Here is a 19,693-nt window from a genome sequence, read left to right as displayed (position 1 = left end):
CCGCGCCTCCTGCTTCCCCCGGGCATGCGAAAGACCGCCGCCCCGAGGGGACGACGGTCGTCGTGTGGGTCGGCCGAGGCCGAACGGGGATCAGGCGGAGGCGAGCTGCTGCGCCTCGGGGGCGAAGAAGTCGGCGTAGCTCGGTCCCGGCGTGATGTCGACGACGGTGCCGCAGACGACGGGCCCGGGGTCGACCGGCGACCGGTGGGCTCGACCGGCGGGTCGACGCTTGGGGTAGACCTCGATGCGAGCGGCGGGCACCCGCTGGTCGGCGGCGTAGTGGCCGGTCACGTCGACGGAGCGACGGACGTGCGCCACGAGCTGGTCGTGGCTGAGGCGGGCGAGGTCGGCGGCGCTCATGCCGCGGCCTCGGCCAGGAGGAGTGCGCTGATGTCGATCGGCTCGGTGGGAGCCAGGTCGTGCGCGAGGGGGTGGTGCCCGGAGGCGTGGACGATGTTCATGTGTTCAGCTCATCTCTGCGGCCCTGCGACCGCGTGCGGAACGGGGTGGTGCGGGTCGCGTCGCCGTGAATCGACGCGTTCCCGACTCTCGCAGGTCACCGGGTGATCGCCACCATCGCCCGACACATCGTTCGCAAGGTGGACATCTGTTCGAACGGCGGGGGCTCAGGTGCGACGGGCCCAGAGCGCCTCGACCAGCGACGTCGTCAGCTCGTGGTCGATGGCGAACGGCCGGCCGTCGAGGTCCGACACGGGAGCGATCTGACGTCCGCTGGACAGCAGCCACAGGGCGTCCGCCTCGTGCACGCGGGTGAGCGGCAGCAGCTCGTACGCGGTCTCGTGGCCGAGGTCCGCCAGGGCGTCGAACACGGCCGCCTGCGTCGTGCCCTCGAGGATGCCCTGGTCGGTGCGCGGGGTGACGAAGCGGTCGCCGAAACGCGCGACGAGCGAGGCCGACGGCCCCTCGAGCGCGTACCCGTCGCTGCTGACGAAGAGGACGTCGTCGGCGCCCCGACGGGCGGCCTCGCGCAGCACGCTCTTGTTCACGGCGTACGAGAGCGTCTTGGCGCCCTGCAGCAGCCACGGCGAGGTCGTCGCGACGTCGTGCCGGTAGCCGCGGTCGAGCGCCACGACGCGGATGCCGTCGCGGCGCTCGACGGCGTGGTCCTCGTAGACCTCGGTCCGGGCCCACGCGGTCGGTTCGCTGTCGGGCACGCCCTCGAGGCCGCGCGTCACGATGAGCTTGGTCAACGCGAACGGGACGGGCGCGTGGGCGGCGGCCGAGGCGAGCACCGCCTCGCGGATCAGGTCGAGGTCGAGGACGGGCAGGTCGAGCAGGGCCGCCGACCGTGCCAGGCGGGTCAGGTGCGGCTCGAGCGCCTGCACGGCTCCGTCGACGACGCCGAACGCCTCGAAGATGCCGTCGCCGCGGGTCACGCCCAGGTCGACGACGTTCACGGTCGGCTCCGCCGCGTCGGCGAGGTGCCACCCGGGACCGTCGCCTCGGGCGCCGGCCCGGGCCCGGTCGATCACCACGAGCACGGGGGCAGGAGGCGCGGTGTCGGTCGTGGGGGAGGCGTCTGCGGCGAGGTCGGTCACGCCCTCGACCGTACCTCGGGCGCGGGTTTTCGCTTTGTGGACAGGCTGTGGATAATCACTCGTCGTCGAGAGGTTAGACGTCCACGGGATCTCGATCGGCCCGACGGCTGCTCGGAGGTGCGCATCGGGCACCCGCTCGCCACGGTGACTAGTGCGTCTAGCTAATTCCGGGCGCTGAACAGGCGTTTTCCTGGCAGGGTCCTCTTTGCCCGCCCAGACTGCAGCGGTACCGTGAGCGAGCCCGCCCACGGTGGGCGCGTGGTGCCCGGTGGGCCGGGAGCTTCTTCACGGGGCGGCCCGCCCGGCACCACACCACACACGTAGGACCACCCGCGCCACGGCGCGCACGTCCAAGGGCCGCACCATCGAGACGGTGCGGCCCTTCGTGGTCGGTCCGGGAGGCGTCAGCCGCGGGGCCGGGGCGGCCCGGGCTTCGGGTGCGACGGCGCGGCGCCGTCACCCGAGGTCGCGTCGGCGGGATCGGGCTCGCCGGGCTTGGGGTGGCCGGGGATCGAGTCGCCCGAGAGGTTGAGGTCGTCGGGGTCGACCTCGATGTCGCCGCCGTCGTCCGGCCCGCCCTCACCGGGCAGGGCCTGGACCGCGTCCAGGTCGGTGTCGGCGTCCACGGCGGGGGAGTCCTCCGTCGCCGACCGCTGCATCTCGGCGGTGGTCGCCTCGCTCCGCGGGAAGTCCGCGGTCGGGTCGTCGGCGTCGCGACGGTCCGGTGCGGTCTCGGCGGTGCCTGCGTAGCCGACGCCGTCCGTGGCCGTCGTGGCGTCGCCCGTGGTGGTGCCGGTCTTCGTGTCCTGCTCGTCTTCGTGCATGCGGGCACGGTACGCCGTGGGGGTGCGTGCCGCATGTGCGCCGGGGCAGACTGTGGCCATGACGACCCTCACCTGCCGCGCGATCGTGTTCGACATGGACGGCACGCTCGTCGACTCGACCGCCCTGGTCGAACGCATCTGGGGCGACTTCGCGGCCGAACACGAGCTCGACGTCGTCGAGTTGCTGGCGTTCGCGCACGGCCGGCAGACCCACGACACCGTCACCCGGTTCCTGCCCCGGCTGCCCGAGGACGAGGCACGGTTCCTCACCGACGGGCTGCAGGCGGTCGAGGCCGGCACCCGTGACGGGACCGTCGAGATCCCGGGCGCCGCCGCCTTCGTGGCGAGCCTGCCGGGTGACCGGGTGGCCCTCGTGACGAGCGCGAACCACGAGCTGGCGCGGTCGAGGATGGCCGAGGCGGGCGTGCCCTGGCCGGCGGTCGTGTTGGCGTCCGAGCAGGTGGCCGTGGGCAAGCCGGCCCCGGACGGTTACCTGCTGGCTGCCGAGCTGCTCGGCGTCGACCCGGGCGAGGTCGTCGTCTTCGAGGACGCCGCGGCGGGGCTCGAGGCCGCCCGCGCCTCCGGAGCCTCGGTCGTGGTCGTGGGAGACCACGACGGGCCGGCCGCCGACGGGCTGCCGCGCATCGTCGGGTACGAGGACGTGTCGGTGACCGTGCGGGCCGACGGGCTGCTCGAGATCACGCTGCCGTAGGGCCTGGAGCTCGCGCGGGCCGGCAGGTGGCACGGGCTCGCGGCGCGCGGCTCGCGCGGGCGCGGGCTCGGCCTCGCGGTTCGAGCTCGGGCTCGCCGCTCAGCCGTGCAGCGGGTGCGACCCCTCGTGGTTGGTCCGGTGCGCGAGGGCGTGGGCGAACTCGCGCAGGGTCTCGTCCGAGGTGTGACGGGGCGTCCAACCGAGGACGTCCCGGGCCTTCTCGGTCGACATGACCGGGATCTTGGCCGCGATGTCGAGCCAGCCCGGCTCGGTCGGCTGCAGGCGGGCCAGCCAGGTGAGCTGGACGACGGCGCGCAACAGGCGATACGGCACGGGCAGCAGGCGGGAGCCGAAGGCCCGGGCGATGCGGTCGGGGTCGACCACGGGTTCGGCGGCGAGGTTGAACGCCCCGCCGGCGCGGCGGTCGATGGCCCGCCAGAACGCGTCCGCGACGTCGCTCGCGTGCACGACCTGCGACACGAAGCGCGGGGCGAGCGGGATGAACGGGAGGCGCACGCGCTGCATCCAGCGGGTGGGCACCCAGCGACCGGCGAAGAGTCCGACGATCTCGCTCGCCGCGGAGGCCTGGAACACGAGGCCCGGGCGCATGCGGGTCAGCGTGACCTCGGGGTGCTGCTCGACGAAGGCGTCCATGACGCGCTCGTTGATCGACTTGTGCTTCGAGTAGCTGGAGCGGCGGACGCCCTTGGTCTTGTAGGTCTCGTCGACGCGTCGACCCTTGGGGCCCCGCGAGTAGGCGCCGACCGACGACGCGACGAGCACGTGCGGCACGCCGGCCCGGGCGGCGGCGTCGAGGACGTGCGAGGTGCCGAGCACGTTCGTGCGGTACATGACGGCCTTGCGGTGGCTCGGCTGCAGGGCCCAGCCGAGGTGCACGACGGCGTCGGCCCCGGCGAACGCCCGCTCGAGGGCCACGGGTGAGTCGTCGGCCCCGACGTCGATCGAGAACCAGGTCACCTCGCCGTACGGCGGCGTCGCCATGCGCGGCCCCCGGCGGGCGACGCCGACGAGGGAGGTCACCTCGGGTTCGGCCTGCAGACGGGTGAGCAGGGCGGTGCCCAGGTTGCCCGTGGCTCCGACGACGACCACGCGCATGGGGGTCTCACTTTCACGACTCGACGATCGGCCAGGCGCCGACCCCGGGTGGGCGGCAGGCCTGCCCCGAGCCTACGCGCGGCCCCTGGGCGACGGTCCGGCCTCGGCGGCGATGCGGGCGACGGCGGCCTCGTCGAGCACGAAGACCTCGTCGCCGTCGCGCGGGTCGTGCGCGCGCACGACGGTCGAGCGCACCGACCCGTCGGCCGCCACCTCGACCACCGCGAAGCCCGAGCCGCGCACGGCCCGCTCCGTGCCGACGGTCGCCAGCACGTCCGTGTCGTTCGCCACCCCGGGCGCGACCACCACGGGGACGCCCGCGAGGTGGCCGACGACGTGGTGGTGGTAGTGCCCGGCGAGGACGACGCGGACGTCCGACGCCTCGAGGACCGCGGCCAGCGCCTCCGGGTCCTGCAGGGCGAGCGACTCGTGCAGGGTCGTCGGCGCCGCGATCGGCGGGTGGTGCAGCACGAGCACGGTGCCCCGCTCGGCGGGCGTCGCGAGCTCGTCGCGCAACCAGGCGAGCTGCTCGGGTCGCAGCAGTCCGTAGCCGGCCCCGGGCACGGACGTGTCGAGCCCGACCACCCGCCAGCCGTCGACGTCGCGCACGAGGTCGAGCGGCCTCGCCGGGTCGCCGCCGAGCACCTCGGCGAAGGGCTCGCGCACGTCGTGGTTGCCCGGCACGAGCACCACCTCGGCACCGGCCGCTCGGGCCCAGGCGTCGGTGCGTTCGAGGAGGTGCCGGTAGGAGGCGCGGGTCCCGTCGTCCGACAGGTCACCCGACCCCACCAGCAGTCGCACCCCCTCGACCCGCGCGGCCTCCGCCAGCACGAGGTCGAGGGCCTCGGTCGTGTCGACGACACCCTGGTGCAGGGCCCCGTCGGCGAGCAGGTGGGCGTCGCTGAGGTGGACGATGCGGAGGGCTCCGGGCGGCAGGGCGTGCATGCCGCGACGCTACCGGGTGCGGGGCGGCGCGTGCGCGTGGCCCGGGGTGCCGGGGCCGCTCGGGCGGCTCGGGCGGCTCGGGCGGTCGGGTCGCACCACGCACGTGGCGTCGAACCACGCACGGGGGTGGTTCGACGCCGCAACCGTGGTGCGACCTCGCGTGTGGCGGGAGGGCTCAGCCGCGGAACTGGTCGGCGGGGGCGAGGCGGCCGTGCACGCGGCGCCCGAGCTCGGCGAACATGTCGGTGACGGTCGCCCAGTCCTCGTGGGTCGGGGAGGTCGGTTCGACGAACAGGCCGTAGAACCGTCGCCCGCTGTTGAGCGACTCGACCAGGACGGTCTCGGAGCGGTCGAAGAACTGCGTCCCGTCGTGCTTGAGGGCGGACGCCCGGACGGGTTCGCCGGTCAGGGTGCTGAAGCCGGCCGACGCCAGGGCCCGTGCGGTCCTGCGCCGGGACAGTCGGGGGAGGACGGGACCGGCCTCCCCCGCGCTCAGCACCGCGCGCACGTGCGCGAACACGAGCTCTTGCTCGTGGACGGGGTGCGAGGTGGAGGTCGGCGAGTTCGTCACGGCATCACCGTGGCAGGTCGTGGCGCGGAGTGCGACGCCCAGTGCGGGGGCGGCCCCTTGGGGTGCGACCCGGACTGGGGAGCCGACCGGGTGTACCCGGCGCCCGCCCACGGTGTAGCTCGGGCCGGCAGGCGTGTCCGAGAGGAGGCCCGGGGACGGGGCGCCGGGGCGTGTCGGAGAATGGCCCGATGCTTCCTGCTGCTCCCGCCGCCGGCTCCGGCCGCGACCTCGACGACTCGGCCCGGTGCCCCTGCCTCAGCGGCGAGACCTACGGATCGTGCTGCGGGCCGCTGCACCGGGGCACGACGCCCGCCCCGACGGCGGAACGGTTGATGCGCTCGCGGTACTCGGCGTTCGTGCTCGCCCGCGCCTCCTACCTGCTCGAGACGTGGCACCCGACGACGCGGCCCGCGACGCTCGAGGTCGACCCGGGCACGCGCTGGTTCCGGCTCGACGTCGTGCGGACGCAGGCGGGCGGGCCGTTCGACGACGAGGGGACGGTCGAGTTCGAGGCGCACTTCCGCGACGACGAGGGCGTGGGGTCGCAGCACGAGGTCAGCCGGTTCGCCCGGGTCGACCGGCGGTGGCTCTACGTCGACGGGACGGCGGGCTGACCAGGCCGCACTGAACGAGCTCGGGCCTGGCCGGGTCCGGCGGGGCAGACGCGCGACGTCGGCATCGGGCGTCACGAAGAGGACGGCGGGTCCGTCGGGCCCGGCATCCTCTCCGTGACGCCGCCGGGCCGCAGGGAGAGCTTCACGGGCAGGGACCCACGGTCCGGACGACACCGATGCAGGGCTCGCGCCCTCCATCTCGACGAACGCTAGGCCGCACGAGATGGTGCGGTTCAGACGTGGACGCTCCTCACAGGCAGGGCGTCGGGACGCGTGTTTCGGGGGACAGGACGCGCGCGGGTCACATCCGTCAGGGGGCGCGGCGTGCGAGGGCGACCGCCTCGAGTGCCCGGACCACCTCGCCGACGGCCCGCTGCGCCCGGACGACGCCGACCGGGCCGCCGAGCACCGACAGGGCCGGCTCGTGCACGACCCGCACCACGAGGCGTCCCCGGTCGTCCACGAACCACTGCACGCCGAGGGTCAGCAACTGCGCCCGCCCGGCGAAGGCGCGCAGCGCGAGGGTGGAGGCCAGCGTGCCCCGGACGGCCCGGGTGCTGCCGTCCGACGCGAGCGACAGGGTGAAGCCGTGATCGATCAGGGTCTGCTCGACGAGGTGTCGCGACTCGTCGTGTGCGCCCTCGAGGAAGACGTCGTGCGTGCTCGCCACCGGACGGGTGCGGCGGTCAGCGCAGCGGCGCGAGCATCTCGAGCTCGCGCGCGGCGGGGTCGAGGGCGTAGGGGTTCGTGTGTCCGGTCGGTTCGTACCCGCGTCGACGGTAGAACGCGATGGCCCGCTCGTTCTGCTCGTGGACGTGCAGGCGCAGGGTGTCGCCCTCGGTCGCGGCCCACGTCTCGACGCCGTCGAGCAGCAGGTCGGTGACCCCGGCCGAGCGCCCTCGATGGCTCGGGGCGACGTACACGCCGACCAGCAGGGGCTGCCCCGCCGACTGCAGGAAGCCGCCCATGGCGCCGACCCAGTCGCCCGTCCCGTCGTCGATCGCGACCAGCGAGGTGCCGTGCTCGGCCTCGCCCCGGGCCCCGCGCATCCGCCACTCGGCCTCGGCGTGACGACGGGCGACGGCGAGCGTCTCGCCGTAGGCGATCGGCGTGTCCGCGAGCATCGCGAGGCGCAGGTCGCGGACGCGCTGCCAGTCGTCGGCGGTCGTGCGGCGGACGGTCACGGGTCGTGCGGGCATGCCGCCACCCTGCCACACGGGCGGGACGCGGCGGGTGCAGGAGGCGCGGGTCGCGTCCCACCGCCGGGTCGGGCCCCGTCGTCGTCACGTCAGGAGGCGCGGGTCGCGTCCCGACGCGGACCCGCGCCCCGGGGTCGTCACGTCAGGAGGCGCGGTGCGGCCCTCAGCCGACCCGCGCCACGGGGGCGGGGCCGAGGCGCTGCTCGGGGCGGGCCGGTGAGATCAGCGTCGCGCGCCTCCCGCGGTCGTCCGGCTCGGTGTCGACGCCGAGCACCTGCAGGCGCTCGGGCGTCCGCGCGCGGAGCGCCGCCGTCCAGGCGCAGACCAGTGCGTCGAGCAGGTCCTCGCGGTGTTTGTAGGCGCGGTCGACCAGCGGCGAGGGCTCCTCGAGCAGCGCCGCGGACACCGGGTGCGAGTCGAGGCGCAACGGCACCTCGGCCCGGGCCAGCCCGCCCAGCCGACGCAGCAGCTCGTCGCAGGCCGCCGCGCGGGCCTCGCGCCGCGCCTCCTTGGGCAGGGTGAGGTCGGGTCGCTTGTAGCGGGGACGCTTGTCGTCGTAGGCGAGCTCGGTCATGCCGACGAGCGTCGTGTACGGGTAGCACTCGAAGTGCCCCACCGCGTCGGCCGCCACCGGCACGACGCCGTCGTCGTAGACGCCGCCGGCACGCTCGAGGCGCTCGCCGAGGGTGCGCCCGCCGAGCCAGGGCAGGGAGGCGCTGCTCGCGTTGGCCGACACGTGCCAGCGACCGTAGGCACGCGCCACGAGGCGTTCGCTCGCCCTCATGCCCGTGGCGTTCGGCACGAGCACGGGGGCGTCGACCGCGACGACCGAGCCGGGCGTCGACCAGCGTCGGACCCACGCCTCGACCTCGTCGACGCCGCGCGCCCAGCCGGCGTCGAGCACCGTGCCGTCGGCGTCGATCACGGCCAGGCCGGTCTCGTTCGCGGGGCGCTCGGGCGTCGAGTCGCGCCAGGCGAGGTCGACGCCGAGGTAGCGGGGCCGGGGTGTGGTCACCGCTCGACCGTACTCGCGGCCGATACTGTCCCCATGCCCACGAGCAGCACCCGCACCAGCGGCGGCACGAGCACCCGCACCCCCGCCGACCTGCGTCGCTGGCGGCGTTACCTCGCCGACGAGCGCGCCGAGGAGTCGACCTACCGCGACCTCGCCCGCCGCCGGGACGGCGAGGAGCGCGCGATCCTGGTCGCCCTGGCCGACGCCGAGGGCCGCCACGCACAGCACTGGGTGGACCTGCTCGGCGCCGACGTCGGGCGTCCGGCCCGCACCGACCTGCGCACCCGCGTGCTCGGGGTGCTCGCCCGGCGCTTCGGCTCGATCTTCGTGCTGGCTCTCGTGCAGAGCGCGGAGGCACGGTCGCCCTACGCGACCGACGCCGACGCCACCGACGCGATGGCCGCCGACGAACGCATCCACGGCGAGGTCGTGCGCGGCCTGGCCGAGCGCGGACGCAACCGCCTGTCGGGGTCGTTCCGCGCCGCCGTGTTCGGGGCGAACGACGGTCTGGTCAGCAACCTGGCGCTCGTGCTCGGCATCAGCGCCTCGGGCGTCGCGAACCACGTGGTGCTGCTGACCGGGCTGTCGGGTCTGCTCGCCGGGGCGTTGTCGATGGGGGCGGGCGAGTACGTCTCGGTGCGGTCTCAGCGCGAGCTGCTCGACGCCTCCACCCCCGACCCGACGGCGCGACACGTGCTGCCCGACCTCGACGTCGACGCGAACGAGCTGGCGCTCGTCTACCGGGCACGGGGCATGTCGCCCGACGAGGCCGAGGCCCACGCGCGGGAGGTGCTCGCGGGCGCGGGGCGAGGGGCCTCGTCGCCGAGCGCGCCTCCTGCGGGGGCCGCACCGGGCGCCGCCACGGCCGGCTGGGCGGACGCCCCGGACCAGGAGGCGCGCTCGGCCGACGAGCCCGCCACCCACGAGACCCTCGGCACGGCCTTCGGCGCTGCCGCCTCGAGCTTCTGCTTCTTCGCGTCCGGGGCCGTGATCGCCGTGCTGCCCTACCTGTTCGGGCTGTCCGGGCTCGTGGCGGTCGTCGTGGCGTCGGCGCTGGTCGGCGTCGCGCTGCTCGGCACGGGCGCCGTCGTCGGGTTGCTGTCGGGGGCGAGCCCGGTCAGGCGGGCGCTGCGCCAGCTCGGCATCGGGTTCGGGGCGGCCGCCGTGACCTACCTGCTGGGGCTGTTGTTCGGGACCGGCGCCGCGGGCTGAGCGGATCGGGCCACGTGCGCGTCAGGCCTTGCGGTCGAGCTTCCAGGCGATCCAGCACGTGACGAGGACGACGCCGGCCGCGGCGAGGCGCGCGCCCATCAGCACCCCTTGGCCGGTCGAGGTCGTGAGGCTCATGTCGGAGCCGATGCCGATGCTCCAGATCGCGCCCGACAGGGTGAGGCAGACGACCAAGGCGAGGCCCAGCACCACCGAGGTGGCCCCGTGCGACCGGGGGCCCACGTCGTCGCGGCCGCGAGGGTCACGTGAGAGGCGGGCGGCGGCGATGCGGACGAGGCCGAGCCAGAGCAGGGCCACGGCGCAGGCGCCGACGACGTCGCTGCAGCGATGCCAGCCGAAGGCGACGGTCTGCTCGGCGACGACGGCCGCGAACGCCGCACCGACCATGTAGAACAGGGGCCGGGCGTGCCGGCCGAACGTGGTCATGATCGCCAGGACCGCGGCGACGGCGACCGTGACGTGCCCGCTGGGGAAGCTGTTGCCGTAGAGCTCGCCCGTCAGCTCGGGGCGGGGCGCGAGCTGCTTGAGCACCTGGGTGGTGACCGTCGCGCCGATGATCAGCACGCCCGCCTGGACGGCCGACCCGGGCCGGCGGCGGAGGAACGCCACCACCATCGTGAGGGCGACGACCAGCAGCACGGCCGGGGGAGAGATGGCGTCGAGCGCGACCCCGGACTGCAACAACGTGGTGCCGTCGACCGAGCGGAGGATGCTGTCCTCGATGGACTGGCCGGTCTCGGTGAGGACCGCGATCGTGTAGACGCCCGCCAGCACGACGAGCGAGGCCGACGACGCGACCACCCAACGACCCGTGACCCGTCGACGGACGGCAGGCGCCGTCGAAAGGGTCGGGTGAGCAGTCACCGGACGAGCTAACTACACGTCGCCTGGAAACAGGCTCGGTCCGACCTGCCGATGCGCCGGGGTCGCCCCGACTCACAGCGAGGGTGCAGGTGGCCGGCCGCCGGGCGGGCCCCGACGCTCCATCAGTCGCCAGTGACCGCCGGTGAGCGGGGCGAGCGTGACGGTCGTGTAGACCACGGCGACGATGCCGAACGCGACCGTCAGCCCGATCGTGTCGGCCGCGACCCCGCCGAGCAGGGCGCCGGCCGGGATGCCGGCCCAGGCTCCCGCGGTGACCAGTCCGAAGACCCGCCCGCGGAGGTGCTCGGGGGTGCGCTCGAGCTGCACCGTGCCGAGGATCGGGTTGAGGGCGCCGGCGGCGAGACCCGAGAGCGCGGTCGCGGCGACCAGCACCGGCAGCGGGGCGCCGAGGGCGAACGCCAGGCTCGACGGCCCGCCGGCGAGGGTGAAGCAGGCGACGAAGGTGAGGCGGCGCGGCACCCGGTGGGCGACGAAACCGAAGGCGACGTTGCCGGCGAGGGCGCACCCGCCCATGGTGGCGACGAGTAGTCCCAGGGCGGCCGCGCCTCCGAGTCGGTCGTTCGCGTAGAGGGGCAGCAGGGTCGACCCGCGTGCGGCGTCGAGCAGGTTCGTGGTCAGCACGAGCGCGACGATCAGCCGCATCAGCGGGTCGCGGACGACGAAGCGGGCGCCCTCGACGAGGTCGGACCGGTAGGAGGCGCGGGTCGGCTCGGTCGCGTCGGTGGCGTCGGTCGGGTGGTCGTCTCTCGGATTCGGTGATCCGGTCCGTGCCGGACCGGACGCCGGGACGAGTGCCCCGGTCAGGGCCGCCGAGACGGCGAAGGTGGCGGCGTTGACGAACAGGGACGCGACCGGTCCGACGGCGGCGACGAGGAGCCCGGCGATCGACGCCCCGATCAGCTTGGCGAAGCGCTCGGACCCGTCGAGGAGCCCCACGCTGCGTTCGATGCGGACTCCGGCCCGCTCGGTCAGCGCGGGCAGCATCACCCGGCGCGCCGTCTGTCCGGGGCTGTCGAGCAGGCCGCCGACGAAGACGAGCGCGAGCAGGGCCCAGAACGGCAGCCCGACGGTGAGCGCGAGCACGGGCATCGCGAGGACGGAGGCGCCACTCACGAGGTCGGCGACGATCGCGGCCCGCCGGTGCCCGACCCGGTCGACGACGACGCCCCCGAGCGGGCCGCCGATGATCACCGGGGCCGTCGCGAACGCCGCCGCGAGCCCGACCTCGGCCCCCGACCCGCCGAGACCCAGGACGTAGAAGGGCACGGCGAAGGCCGTGACGACGTTGCCCGTCTGTGAGATCGCGTGGGCCGCGACGAGGGACGACAGGGCTACCCGGTCGGTGCGCTCGGTGCGGACGGTGTGACCCGTGCGCCCGCCGCGGGGCCGGGCCGGACGACCGCCGCGAGTGGCGCTGTCGGTGCCCCGCGCCTCCTCGGCCGGCGTGCTCTCGCTCACGACGCGCCTCAGGGGCGGCGGTAGGCCTGGTAGACGAGCACGACCGGCGCGGCGCCGTCGTCGGCCGCCGGGTCGTGGGCGGCGCTGACGTCGAGCCAGCGGTCGACGACGCCCTCGAGGTCGCGGCGCAGGGCGGCGAGCTCGGTCGTGGTGAGGCGCAGGCTGCGGTCGCCGCTCGCCCCGGCCGCGATCCACTCGCGAGGCAGGGTGGGCATCGCGTCGACGTACTCGCCGAAGCGGGCGGCGTAGGCCTGGCCGATCGACTTCTGCAGCGCGGACGAGGCGACGAGGCGGTCGGGGTCGTCGAGCAACTCGGCGGGCTCCCAACTGGTGAGCTGCGCGGTGGCCTGCCACCAGCGCTCGCGCCGGTCGGTGGTCTGCGGCTCGGCCGCCTCGATCAGGTCGATCGAGGCGAGTTTCGAGAGGTGGTAGCTGATCGTCCCCGGGGCCTCGTCGACGGCGTCGCCGAGCTGGGCGGCCGTCTGCGCGCCGCGTTCGCGCAGCAGACCGAGGAGGCGCAACCGGGTCGGATGGGCGAGCACGCGCATCGAGGCGGCGTCGGTGAGGGTGCTGCGGGAGGTCTCTCGGGGGGACATGGAGTCGACGATAGGTGCACAAGAGCCGTTGCGCAAGATTCGTTGTGCTTCTCGACGAGGGCGTGGGCGGGCCGACCAACCGTTCGAGCCGTGAGTGTGGTGGGTGTCGCGGGCGGAGGTCGGACCCGCGGCGCATGCTCGGAGCACGACCGCCGGACAGTCCGGCGCGCAGGAGGAACCCGATGACGAAGACCCCGGACGACCCGCACGGCACCGACGAGACCGACCTCGAGCGTCGTGGCAACAGCAGTGGCGAGGGTCACGGCGACCACACCGTCGGAGAGCGGGACGACCGCCCCGTCGAGATCACCAGCGAGAACCACCCCGACGGCGGCACCGGCTCCCGTTCGCTCGACGACGGACCGGCCGACGACGCCGTCCCCACCCGCCAGCCCGGCCAGGCCGAGGCCGGCCAGGTCGACGAGCTGATCGGCGACTACAAGGGCGACGGCGAAGGCAAACACACCTACTGACACGACCCGAGGAGGCGCGGGTCGGCCTCGATTCGCGCCCCGCGCCTCCCTCGTGTAGTGTTTCCTCTGGCCAATCGGCCAGCGAAACGCGCCTGTAGCTCAACGGATAGAGCATCTGACTACGGATCAGAAGGTTGGGGGTTCGAGTCCCTCCAGGCGCACAGACTCGAAAGCCCCTGCCCAACATGGCAGGGGCTTTCCTCGTCTTCGGTGCTTGTCTTGCCGCCTCCGGCGGCGTGCGCCTTCGGTGCGGACCCGAAGAGCCCTGCCCTACGCGGCAGGGCTTTTCTCGTCCTCGGTGCTCGTCTTCTGAGATCAGCGGCGGGTCGCGCCGATGGCCCAGACCCGTGGCGGCTGGACGTCGTTGACGGCGTGGTCGCCGACGATGCGTGCTTTGAACACCCACGGGTTGTGGCTGCCGGCGGTCCGGGCGTTTCGCCAGTGCCGGTCCAGGTTCTTCGTGGTGCTCACGCCGGATGCCGCCAGCGCGTCGAACAGGTGCGAGGTCGCCTGGGTCGCGAGCGATGTCAGGGCGACCTGGGCCTGCGCGGTGGCGAGTTCGGCGCGGTCGTTCCGCTGTTCGTCCTCGGTCTCGTCCAGGAAGGCACCCTCGTAGGCGCCCTGGAGGGCCTGGGCGGCGCGGTCGACGACCGCCCGTGCGGCGAAGCCGGCGGCTGAGACCTCGCCGACGACCTGCAGGATCTGCGGGTCGGCGGCGAACGTGTCGGCGTTGCCGTGGGAGAACACCCGGGTGCGGTTCCTGACCTCGAACGCGATGTCCCGCTCGGCTGCCACGACGGAGCCGGCGAGGACGCTCAGCAGCACGGCCTGGTAGAAGGCCGTCTGGTACCTGAATCGCTCGTCGAAGAGCACGACGTCGTCGGCACCGACACGAGCATCTCGGAAGGTGCTCGTGCCCGACCCCGTCGTCCGCTGCCCGAACCCGTCCCAGTCGTCGGTGTGGGTGACGCCTTCCTGGCGGGCGTCGACGATCGCGATGACCCGGTCGCCGGTGTCCGTGCGTTCGGCGTACGTGTCGATCCAGTCGGCGAAGATGCTGCCGGTGGAGTAGTACTTCTGCCCGGTGATGCGGAATCCGCCGCCCGGGTCCGGGCTGACCTTCGTCGCGACGTCGCCGACCTGCACCGTGCCCACTTCGGTCCAGGAGTTCCCGGCGATCTCGCCGCGGCCGAACCGTTCGAGCCAGACGTCGCGCGGTCCGGACCGGGCGACGAGGCGGTCCTCGACGAGAGCGAAGTGGCCGCGCAAGGCCTGGGGGATGTTGCTGTCCGCCGCCGCGAGCTCGGTGAGCAACTCGAACAGCTGCGGGAGGGTGGCGCCGGAGCCCCCGAACTCGACGGGGACACGGAGGGCTCCGAAGCCCGCGTCGGCGAGCTCGCGGATCTCGGCCACGGGGAGGCGGTGCTCACGGTCGCGTTCCGCGGCACCGGCGGCGATGCGGTCGAAGAGCGGGCGGAAACGCGCGGACAGGGCGTCGTCGGTGGGTGACGCCGTGGTGACGGACGTGGTGGAGGTGGTGGTCGTCGTGGTCATGGGTCTCGGTTCCGTTCTGGTGGGTCAGGCAGCGGCAGGGGCAGGCGTGTGTTCCGGCTGGGGACGTGTGGCGGCTCGGCGGGTGAGAAGGACGGCGCCGCCGAACACCCCGACGAGCGCCAGGAGTGCAGCCGTCGTGGCGACCGAGCCGGTCGGCCAGTGCCCGGTGAGGCCGAGGAGCGCGGGGACCGTGGTGGTCACCTGGCTCGCGAGGACGAGGGCCCACCCGGTGTAGGTGCTGATGGCCGATCGGCCGAGGGCGAGCAGGACGAAGAACAGCGCCCAGAGCGCCGCCCATCCCGTCCAGAGCACGGCGAGGAAAGGGTCGTCCGCGACGTGGACGATCGCGAAGGCGACGGCGAGAGCGGCGACCAGGCCGCAGAACCAGCCCGGGCCCACGGCGCCGAGGCCGAGGAGGGAGTCCACGCCGACGTAGAGGTACGTGATGCCGAACAAGAAGGTGCCCGAGATCCCGAAGAGGATGGGCAGGGAACCGTCGGCTGACACGGCCACGGCCACGCAGAGGACGAGCTGCAGACCGCCGACCAGGACGTTGAACACGCCGCTGTCCCGGCCGGGCACGCGCCCGAGCAGGGTGAGGCCGTTGACCAGGAGGGCGGCCCCGGAGAGGACCAAGCAGATGAGCGCCATGCGGAGACCTTGACACCGTTCACCCCTCGGTCGGTGTCTCGTGTCCCATCATGTCCGTCCGCTACGCCCCGTGACGGCGGTACCCGTCGTGTTCGTCACGGAAGCCGACCGCCACGTGAGCAAGGCCCCCGTACAATGAGCCAGCGCCATGGAGCCACGTCCACGCCGGCGCAGATGACGCCAAGCTGCGTTGCGGAGCGTGCAGGATGGAGCCCGGGTGAGCGTCAGAGGCGGCGGTGAACGTCTCGGTCTTCGCGAGGTTGCCGAGCGTGCTGGTGTGTCGCACATGACCGTGTCACGCGTGCTCAATGGTCACCCGCAGGTCAAGGAGTCCACGCGCCAACGCGTGCTCGAGGTCGTCGCCGAGCTCGACTTCCGTCCCAACAGTGCTGCGCGCGAGCTCGTCACCCAGCGGGCCCTCCGGATCGGCGTGCTGATCGAGAGCGCCGTCGAGTTCGGTCCGTCGAGCATCTTGCGGGCCATCGAGCGATCGGCGCGCGACGGCGGGTACTCCGTGGCGTCGTTCGCGCTCCGCGACGACTCGGCGACTCCCGAGGAGGCCGTGCGCCACCTCACAGGCCAGGGCATCGACGCACTCTGCGTGGTCGCTCCGCGCTCGTCGTCCGTGGCCGTGCTCCGGACCATCACGACGGGGCTGCCGACCCTGGTCGTCAAGGCCGAGAAGGACCCGGCCTTCCTCACGGTCTCCGTCGACCAGGCTGCCGGCACGAAGCTGGCCGTGGATCACCTCGCGTCGCTGGGTCACCGCGACGTCCTCCATCTCTCAGGGCCCCTCGACTGGTTCGACGCCCGCGCTCGCGAGCGTGCCTTCCATGCGCGCACCCGGGCATGGGGCATGCACGAGCGGCCCATCGTCATCGGTGACTGGTCGAGCGACTTCGGCTACGACTACGCACGCGGACTGACCGGAGTTCCGGAATACACCGCCGTGTTCGTCGCCAATGACGAGATGGCGCTCGGGGTGATCCACGGCCTCCACGACCGCGGCATCCGCGTGCCGGAGGACCTGAGCGTCGTCGGCTTCGACGACCTGCCCGTCTCGCGCCACTTCCTCCCGCCGCTCACGACCGTGCGGCAGGACTTCCCGGCGCTCGGGTCGCTCGTGGTGGACGTCCTGATCGCCGCGATCGAGGGCCGAGAGATCCCGCAGAACAGCCGGATTCCCGCCGAGCTCGTGGTGCGTGACTCCAGCGCGGCTGCGCGCCCTCTCGACCGAGATGGCCATCTGAGGTAATCCAGCTCGTCGTCGTTCGCCCGCGTGCATCACGACAGCTACAGTCGTGCACGTCGGGCACCGCCCGGCGCGAGGCCGTCAAGGCCTCCGACCCGAGGAGCACCACGTGCGTCACGTACGGGCATCGACGACGATGCACCCGATCGGCCCTCAGGCCGCTGGCCCGACCTGGTCCGGTCACGACGAGCGGCGGGACGGACCTGCCCACCCCACGGTGCAGATGCGGGGGATCACCGTCGCGTTCTCGAACGGCGTCGCGCTCGACAGGGTCGACCTCGACCTCCACTCGGGCGAGGTGCACGCTCTCCTCGGCGAGAACGGAGCGGGGAAGTCCACGCTCATCAAGGCGCTGCTCGGCGTGTACCCGATCGAAGCAGGGGAGGTCCTCGTGGACGGCGAGCCCGTCCGTCTCGGCGGTCCGGCTGACGCGCGGGCCCTCGGCATCCAGGCCGCGTTCCAGGAATCGCACCTGGTCGAGAACCTGAGCGTCGGTGAGAACGTGATGCTGGGCCACGAGGTGCACGGTCGCGTCGGCATCTCCTGGCGTGCGACGCATGAACGCGCCGCCACGATGCTGGCCGAGCTCGGACTGGCCGAGCTGGACCCGCGAGCCCTGCTGGCGGACCTCACTCCCGCCAGCCGCCAGCTCGTCTCCATCGCCCGCGCCATGGTCGACCGACCACGGGTGCTCGTGCTGGACGAGCCCACGTCGAGCCTCGATGCCGTCGACGTCGCGCAGCTCTTCGAGGTGATCCGCCGCCTCCGCGACCAGGGTGTGGCCATCCTCTTCGTCTCGCACTTCCTCGAGCAGGTGCTGGCACTCAGCGACCGGATGACGATCCTTCGAGGCGGTGTGAAGAAGGGCGACTACCTGCCGCACGAGATCGGCCGCGCCGAACTGGTCGCGCGGATGATCGGCAAGGACATCGCGCACCTGCAACGCATCGGGTCAGAGCGCCGCGCCCATCGTGTGGATCCGGTCGGCCCGCCGCTGTACCGCGCCACCGGTGTAGGACGCCGCGGGATGTTGCGGCCGGTCGACTTCGAGCTGCACGCGGGAGAGGTGGTCGGCATCGCGGGGCTTCGCGGCTCCGGGCGAACCGAGCTCGCGCGCCTGCTGGCCGGCGCCGACCGAGCTGACGGCGGCGTGGTCACGCTCGGTGGTCGGACCGTCGTGATCGACCGCCCTGCGGACGCACTGCGGAACCGGGTGGCGTTGTCTGCCGAGGATCGAGGGGCGGAGGGCCTCATCAACGACCTCAGCGTGCGGGAGAACATCGTCCTCGCGTTGCAGGCTCTGCGTGGGTGGGCGCACCCGCTCTCCAAGGCCGAGCGCGAGGACCTCGTCGAGCGGCACATCGAGCACTTCGACATCACGCCGGTCGATCCGGCGACACCCGCCGGCGAGCTCTCGGGCGGCAACCAGCAGAAGGTGCTCCTCGCTCGCTGGCTGGCGATCCGGCCCCGCGTGCTGATCCTCGACGAGCCGACGCGCGGCGTCGACATCGGCGCCAAGGTCGACATCCAGGCGCACATCGCGCAGCTCGCGCTCGAGGGTGTCGCCGTCGTGTTCATCTCGAGCGCGTTCGACGAGCTCGTGCGGGTGAGCGACCGGATCGTCGTCCTCAAGGACCGGGAGAAGATCGGCGAGCTCAGCAACGGGCCGGGCGTCACGGTCGACACCCTCGTCGAGCTCATCGCCGCACCGGACGACGAGAGCGACGAGGGCGACGACTTCCCGCCGGTGTGGCAGGGCGGGCCCCTCCTGCCGCCTGCAGCGCCGTCACGCCGCTGAGGCTCGCAGTCGATCCCTTCCCGACGGGCGGATGTTCTCGAGCACTCTTGCACTCGCGAAACTGTTACCGGTAACATTCCCAGCACGCGGAAGCACCCGAGCCCACGCAGCACGACCGGCCTCATGGCCACGACCGGACGAAGACGTCCGGTCATCTCAAGGAGGAGATCCATGTCCACGAAGAGGCGCATCGCCACCATCGCCGCCGCAGGGGCCATTGCCCTCGGTCTCGCGGCCTGCAGTTCCGGCACCGGTTCGACGGACGGCGGTGACGACCTGGCAACGGTCGGCTTCGTCGCGGTCGGCCCCGAGGGCGCCTGGCGTCAGGCCAACGAGACGAACATCCAGGACACCTTCACGAGAGACGCCGGGTTCGATCTCAAGTACGCCCCGGCGACCAACAACGACCAGAAGTCGCAGATCGACGCGTTCACGTCGTTCGTGGACGAGGGTGTCGACGTGATCCTTCTCTCGGCCACCGAGGGCTCCGGCTGGGAGGACTCGCTCGAGCGGGCGAAGGAAGCCGAGATCCCCGTCGTCCTCATCGACCGTGGCATCGAGCCGGACGACACCTCGCTCTACGCGACCCGGATCGCGCCCGACAACATCGCCGTCAGCGAGTCCGTCGCCGAGTGGGCCAAGGGCGCGCTTCCCGAGGGTGGCAAGTACTTCACCCTCGAGGGCCCGGCGGGCGTCTCGGTCGTGAACGAACGCAACGAAGGTTGGGACGAGGTGATCGGCGCAGACAGCGCATTCACGAAGATCGGCGCGCAGACGGCCAACTGGTCGACCGAAGAGGCCAAGAGCGTCTTCGAGACGGTGCTGAAGTCGAACGGCAACGACGTCCAGATGGTCTTCGCCCAGAACGACGAGATGGGACTCGGCGCCGTGCAGGCGGTCGAGGAGGCGGGCCTCACGCCCGGCAAGGACGTGAAGATCGCCACCATCGACGGCACGAAGAGCGCCCTCGAGGCGTTGTCCGAGTCCAAGCTCAGCTTCGTCGCCGAGTACAACCCGCTGTTCGGCGACACGGCCCTCGAGGCAGTGCAGAAGCTGCTCGACGGCGACACCGTCGAGTCGTCGATCGTCGTCGAGTCGGCCACGTTCGACTCGCCCGAGGCAGCCGCCACGGCACTGCCCGACCGGAAGTTCTGACCAGCCCGCACGGCCACACCCGGCGGCGAGGCGGACGAGTCCGCCTCGCCGCCCCCGCCACCCACCCGCTGCCACGGCAGCGGGCG

General features: G+C 73.1%; 21 protein-coding genes and 1 tRNA gene. 8 read left to right on the top strand and 14 right to left on the bottom strand.

Annotation, left to right across the window (positions count from 1 at the left end; genetic code table 11):
• Window positions 1-90 precede the first annotated feature (90 nt).
• From ASL10_RS11340 to ASL10_RS11330, 3 genes are all read right to left on the bottom strand, one after another.
• Window positions 91-360 carry a hypothetical protein gene (locus tag ASL10_RS11340; RefSeq protein WP_056047262.1) on the bottom strand — a complete coding sequence of 90 codons (270 nt, stop codon included), beginning with the start codon at window positions 358-360 and terminating at the stop codon, window positions 91-93.
• A gap of 266 nt (window positions 361-626) precedes the next feature.
• Window positions 627-1,559 carry an aminodeoxychorismate lyase gene (locus ASL10_RS11335; protein ID WP_235452702.1) on the bottom strand — a complete coding sequence of 311 codons (933 nt, stop codon included), beginning with the start codon at window positions 1,557-1,559 and terminating at the stop codon, window positions 627-629.
• Between the two features lie 404 nt (window positions 1,560-1,963).
• Window positions 1,964-2,383, bottom strand: a complete 420-nt coding sequence (locus tag ASL10_RS11330) for a hypothetical protein (protein ID WP_056047256.1) — start codon at window positions 2,381-2,383, stop codon at window positions 1,964-1,966.
• A 58-nt stretch (window positions 2,384-2,441) separates the two neighbouring features.
• On the opposite strand from ASL10_RS11330, the gene ASL10_RS11325 reads away from it, so the two are divergent.
• The gene (locus ASL10_RS11325; protein WP_056048006.1) at window positions 2,442-3,095 is read left to right on the top strand and encodes an HAD-IA family hydrolase; all 654 of its coding nucleotides are present in this window, start codon (window positions 2,442-2,444) and stop codon (window positions 3,093-3,095) included.
• 99 nt (window positions 3,096-3,194) lie between these two features.
• Here the strand turns inward: ASL10_RS11325 and ASL10_RS11320 are convergent, their stop codons facing one another.
• The 3 genes from ASL10_RS11320 to ASL10_RS11310 form a co-directional block, all read right to left on the bottom strand.
• Window positions 3,195-4,211 carry an NAD-dependent epimerase/dehydratase family protein gene (locus tag ASL10_RS11320; protein WP_056047253.1) on the bottom strand — a complete coding sequence of 339 codons (1,017 nt, stop codon included), beginning with the start codon at window positions 4,209-4,211 and terminating at the stop codon, window positions 3,195-3,197.
• A 72-nt stretch (window positions 4,212-4,283) separates the two neighbouring features.
• On the bottom strand, window positions 4,284-5,156 hold the full coding sequence (locus ASL10_RS11315) for a metallophosphoesterase (protein ID WP_056047250.1): 873 nt from the start codon (window positions 5,154-5,156) through the stop codon (window positions 4,284-4,286).
• 175 nt (window positions 5,157-5,331) lie between these two features.
• Entirely contained in the window at window positions 5,332-5,727 is a 396-nt protein-coding gene (locus tag ASL10_RS11310) for a hypothetical protein (protein ID WP_056047249.1), read from the bottom strand.
• Between the two features lie 188 nt (window positions 5,728-5,915).
• On the opposite strand from ASL10_RS11310, the gene ASL10_RS11305 reads away from it, so the two are divergent.
• Window positions 5,916-6,341, top strand: coding sequence for a YchJ family protein (locus tag ASL10_RS11305; protein WP_056047246.1), 426 nt, complete (start codon window positions 5,916-5,918; stop codon window positions 6,339-6,341).
• A 310-nt stretch (window positions 6,342-6,651) separates the two neighbouring features.
• On the opposite strand, the gene ASL10_RS11300 is transcribed toward ASL10_RS11305, so the two are convergent.
• The 3 genes from ASL10_RS11300 to ASL10_RS11290 form a co-directional block, all read right to left on the bottom strand.
• Complete coding sequence (locus tag ASL10_RS11300; RefSeq protein WP_056047243.1) at window positions 6,652-7,011, bottom strand: hypothetical protein; 360 nt, start codon at window positions 7,009-7,011, stop codon at window positions 6,652-6,654.
• A 16-nt stretch (window positions 7,012-7,027) separates the two neighbouring features.
• Complete coding sequence (locus tag ASL10_RS11295) at window positions 7,028-7,540, bottom strand: N-acetyltransferase (RefSeq protein WP_056048002.1); 513 nt, start codon at window positions 7,538-7,540, stop codon at window positions 7,028-7,030.
• Between the two features lie 163 nt (window positions 7,541-7,703).
• Window positions 7,704-8,555 carry a DUF429 domain-containing protein gene (locus tag ASL10_RS11290; protein WP_056047240.1) on the bottom strand — a complete coding sequence of 284 codons (852 nt, stop codon included), beginning with the start codon at window positions 8,553-8,555 and terminating at the stop codon, window positions 7,704-7,706.
• A gap of 33 nt (window positions 8,556-8,588) precedes the next feature.
• Here ASL10_RS11290 and ASL10_RS11285 point away from each other — a divergent pair, with 33 nt between their 5' ends.
• Window positions 8,589-9,767 carry a VIT1/CCC1 family protein gene (locus ASL10_RS11285; RefSeq protein WP_056047235.1) on the top strand — a complete coding sequence of 393 codons (1,179 nt, stop codon included), beginning with the start codon at window positions 8,589-8,591 and terminating at the stop codon, window positions 9,765-9,767.
• Between the two features lie 21 nt (window positions 9,768-9,788).
• On the opposite strand, the gene ASL10_RS11280 is transcribed toward ASL10_RS11285, so the two are convergent.
• From ASL10_RS11280 to ASL10_RS11270, 3 genes are all read right to left on the bottom strand, one after another.
• A complete protein-coding gene (locus ASL10_RS11280; RefSeq protein ID WP_157485409.1) occupies window positions 9,789-10,649 on the bottom strand; it encodes a phosphatase PAP2 family protein in 861 nt (286 codons plus the stop codon).
• Window positions 10,650-10,721: 72 nt separating this feature from the next.
• Window positions 10,722-12,128: an MFS transporter gene (locus ASL10_RS11275; RefSeq protein ID WP_082460376.1), complete on the bottom strand. Its 1,407-nt coding sequence runs from the start codon at window positions 12,126-12,128 to the stop codon at window positions 10,722-10,724.
• A gap of 8 nt (window positions 12,129-12,136) precedes the next feature.
• Window positions 12,137-12,724, bottom strand: a complete 588-nt coding sequence (locus ASL10_RS11270; protein WP_056047229.1) for a helix-turn-helix domain-containing protein — start codon at window positions 12,722-12,724, stop codon at window positions 12,137-12,139.
• A gap of 182 nt (window positions 12,725-12,906) precedes the next feature.
• Between ASL10_RS11270 and ASL10_RS11265 the strand changes: the two genes are divergently transcribed.
• Together ASL10_RS11265 and ASL10_RS11260 are read left to right on the top strand one after the other, a co-directional pair.
• Complete coding sequence (locus ASL10_RS11265; RefSeq protein ID WP_056047225.1) at window positions 12,907-13,197, top strand: hypothetical protein; 291 nt, start codon at window positions 12,907-12,909, stop codon at window positions 13,195-13,197.
• Window positions 13,198-13,285: 88 nt separating this feature from the next.
• Window positions 13,286-13,358: transfer RNA gene (locus tag ASL10_RS11260), tRNA-Arg, on the top strand.
• 154 nt (window positions 13,359-13,512) lie between these two features.
• Here the strand turns inward: ASL10_RS11260 and ASL10_RS11255 are convergent.
• Together ASL10_RS11255 and ASL10_RS11250 are read right to left on the bottom strand one after the other, a co-directional pair.
• Window positions 13,513-14,751 (bottom strand): acyl-CoA dehydrogenase family protein, encoded by a 1,239-nt coding sequence (locus ASL10_RS11255; protein ID WP_056047220.1) that lies wholly within the window; start codon window positions 14,749-14,751, stop codon window positions 13,513-13,515.
• 24 nt (window positions 14,752-14,775) lie between these two features.
• On the bottom strand, window positions 14,776-15,402 hold the full coding sequence (locus ASL10_RS11250) for an AmiS/UreI family transporter (protein ID WP_056047217.1): 627 nt from the start codon (window positions 15,400-15,402) through the stop codon (window positions 14,776-14,778).
• A 199-nt stretch (window positions 15,403-15,601) separates the two neighbouring features.
• Here ASL10_RS11250 and ASL10_RS11245 point away from each other — a divergent pair, with 199 nt between their 5' ends.
• The 3 genes from ASL10_RS11245 (at window position 15,602) to ASL10_RS11235 (ending at window position 19,607) form a co-directional block, all read left to right on the top strand.
• Entirely contained in the window at window positions 15,602-16,657 is a 1,056-nt protein-coding gene (locus ASL10_RS11245; protein ID WP_307785022.1) for a LacI family DNA-binding transcriptional regulator, read from the top strand.
• A 220-nt stretch (window positions 16,658-16,877) separates the two neighbouring features.
• Window positions 16,878-18,452 carry a sugar ABC transporter ATP-binding protein gene (locus ASL10_RS11240; RefSeq protein WP_056047996.1) on the top strand — a complete coding sequence of 525 codons (1,575 nt, stop codon included), beginning with the start codon at window positions 16,878-16,880 and terminating at the stop codon, window positions 18,450-18,452.
• Window positions 18,453-18,623: 171 nt separating this feature from the next.
• Window positions 18,624-19,607, top strand: a complete 984-nt coding sequence (locus tag ASL10_RS11235; RefSeq protein WP_056047211.1) for an ABC transporter substrate-binding protein — start codon at window positions 18,624-18,626, stop codon at window positions 19,605-19,607.
• The last annotated feature ends 86 nt before the right edge of the window (window positions 19,608-19,693 follow it).

Source organism: Frigoribacterium sp. Leaf8 (genome assembly GCF_001421165.1).
In the GTDB taxonomy this organism is placed as follows: domain Bacteria; phylum Actinomycetota; class Actinomycetes; order Actinomycetales; family Microbacteriaceae; genus Frigoribacterium.
The sequence above is the reverse complement of the archived record's forward strand: the minus strand, read 5'-3'. Positions and strand labels throughout refer to the sequence as shown.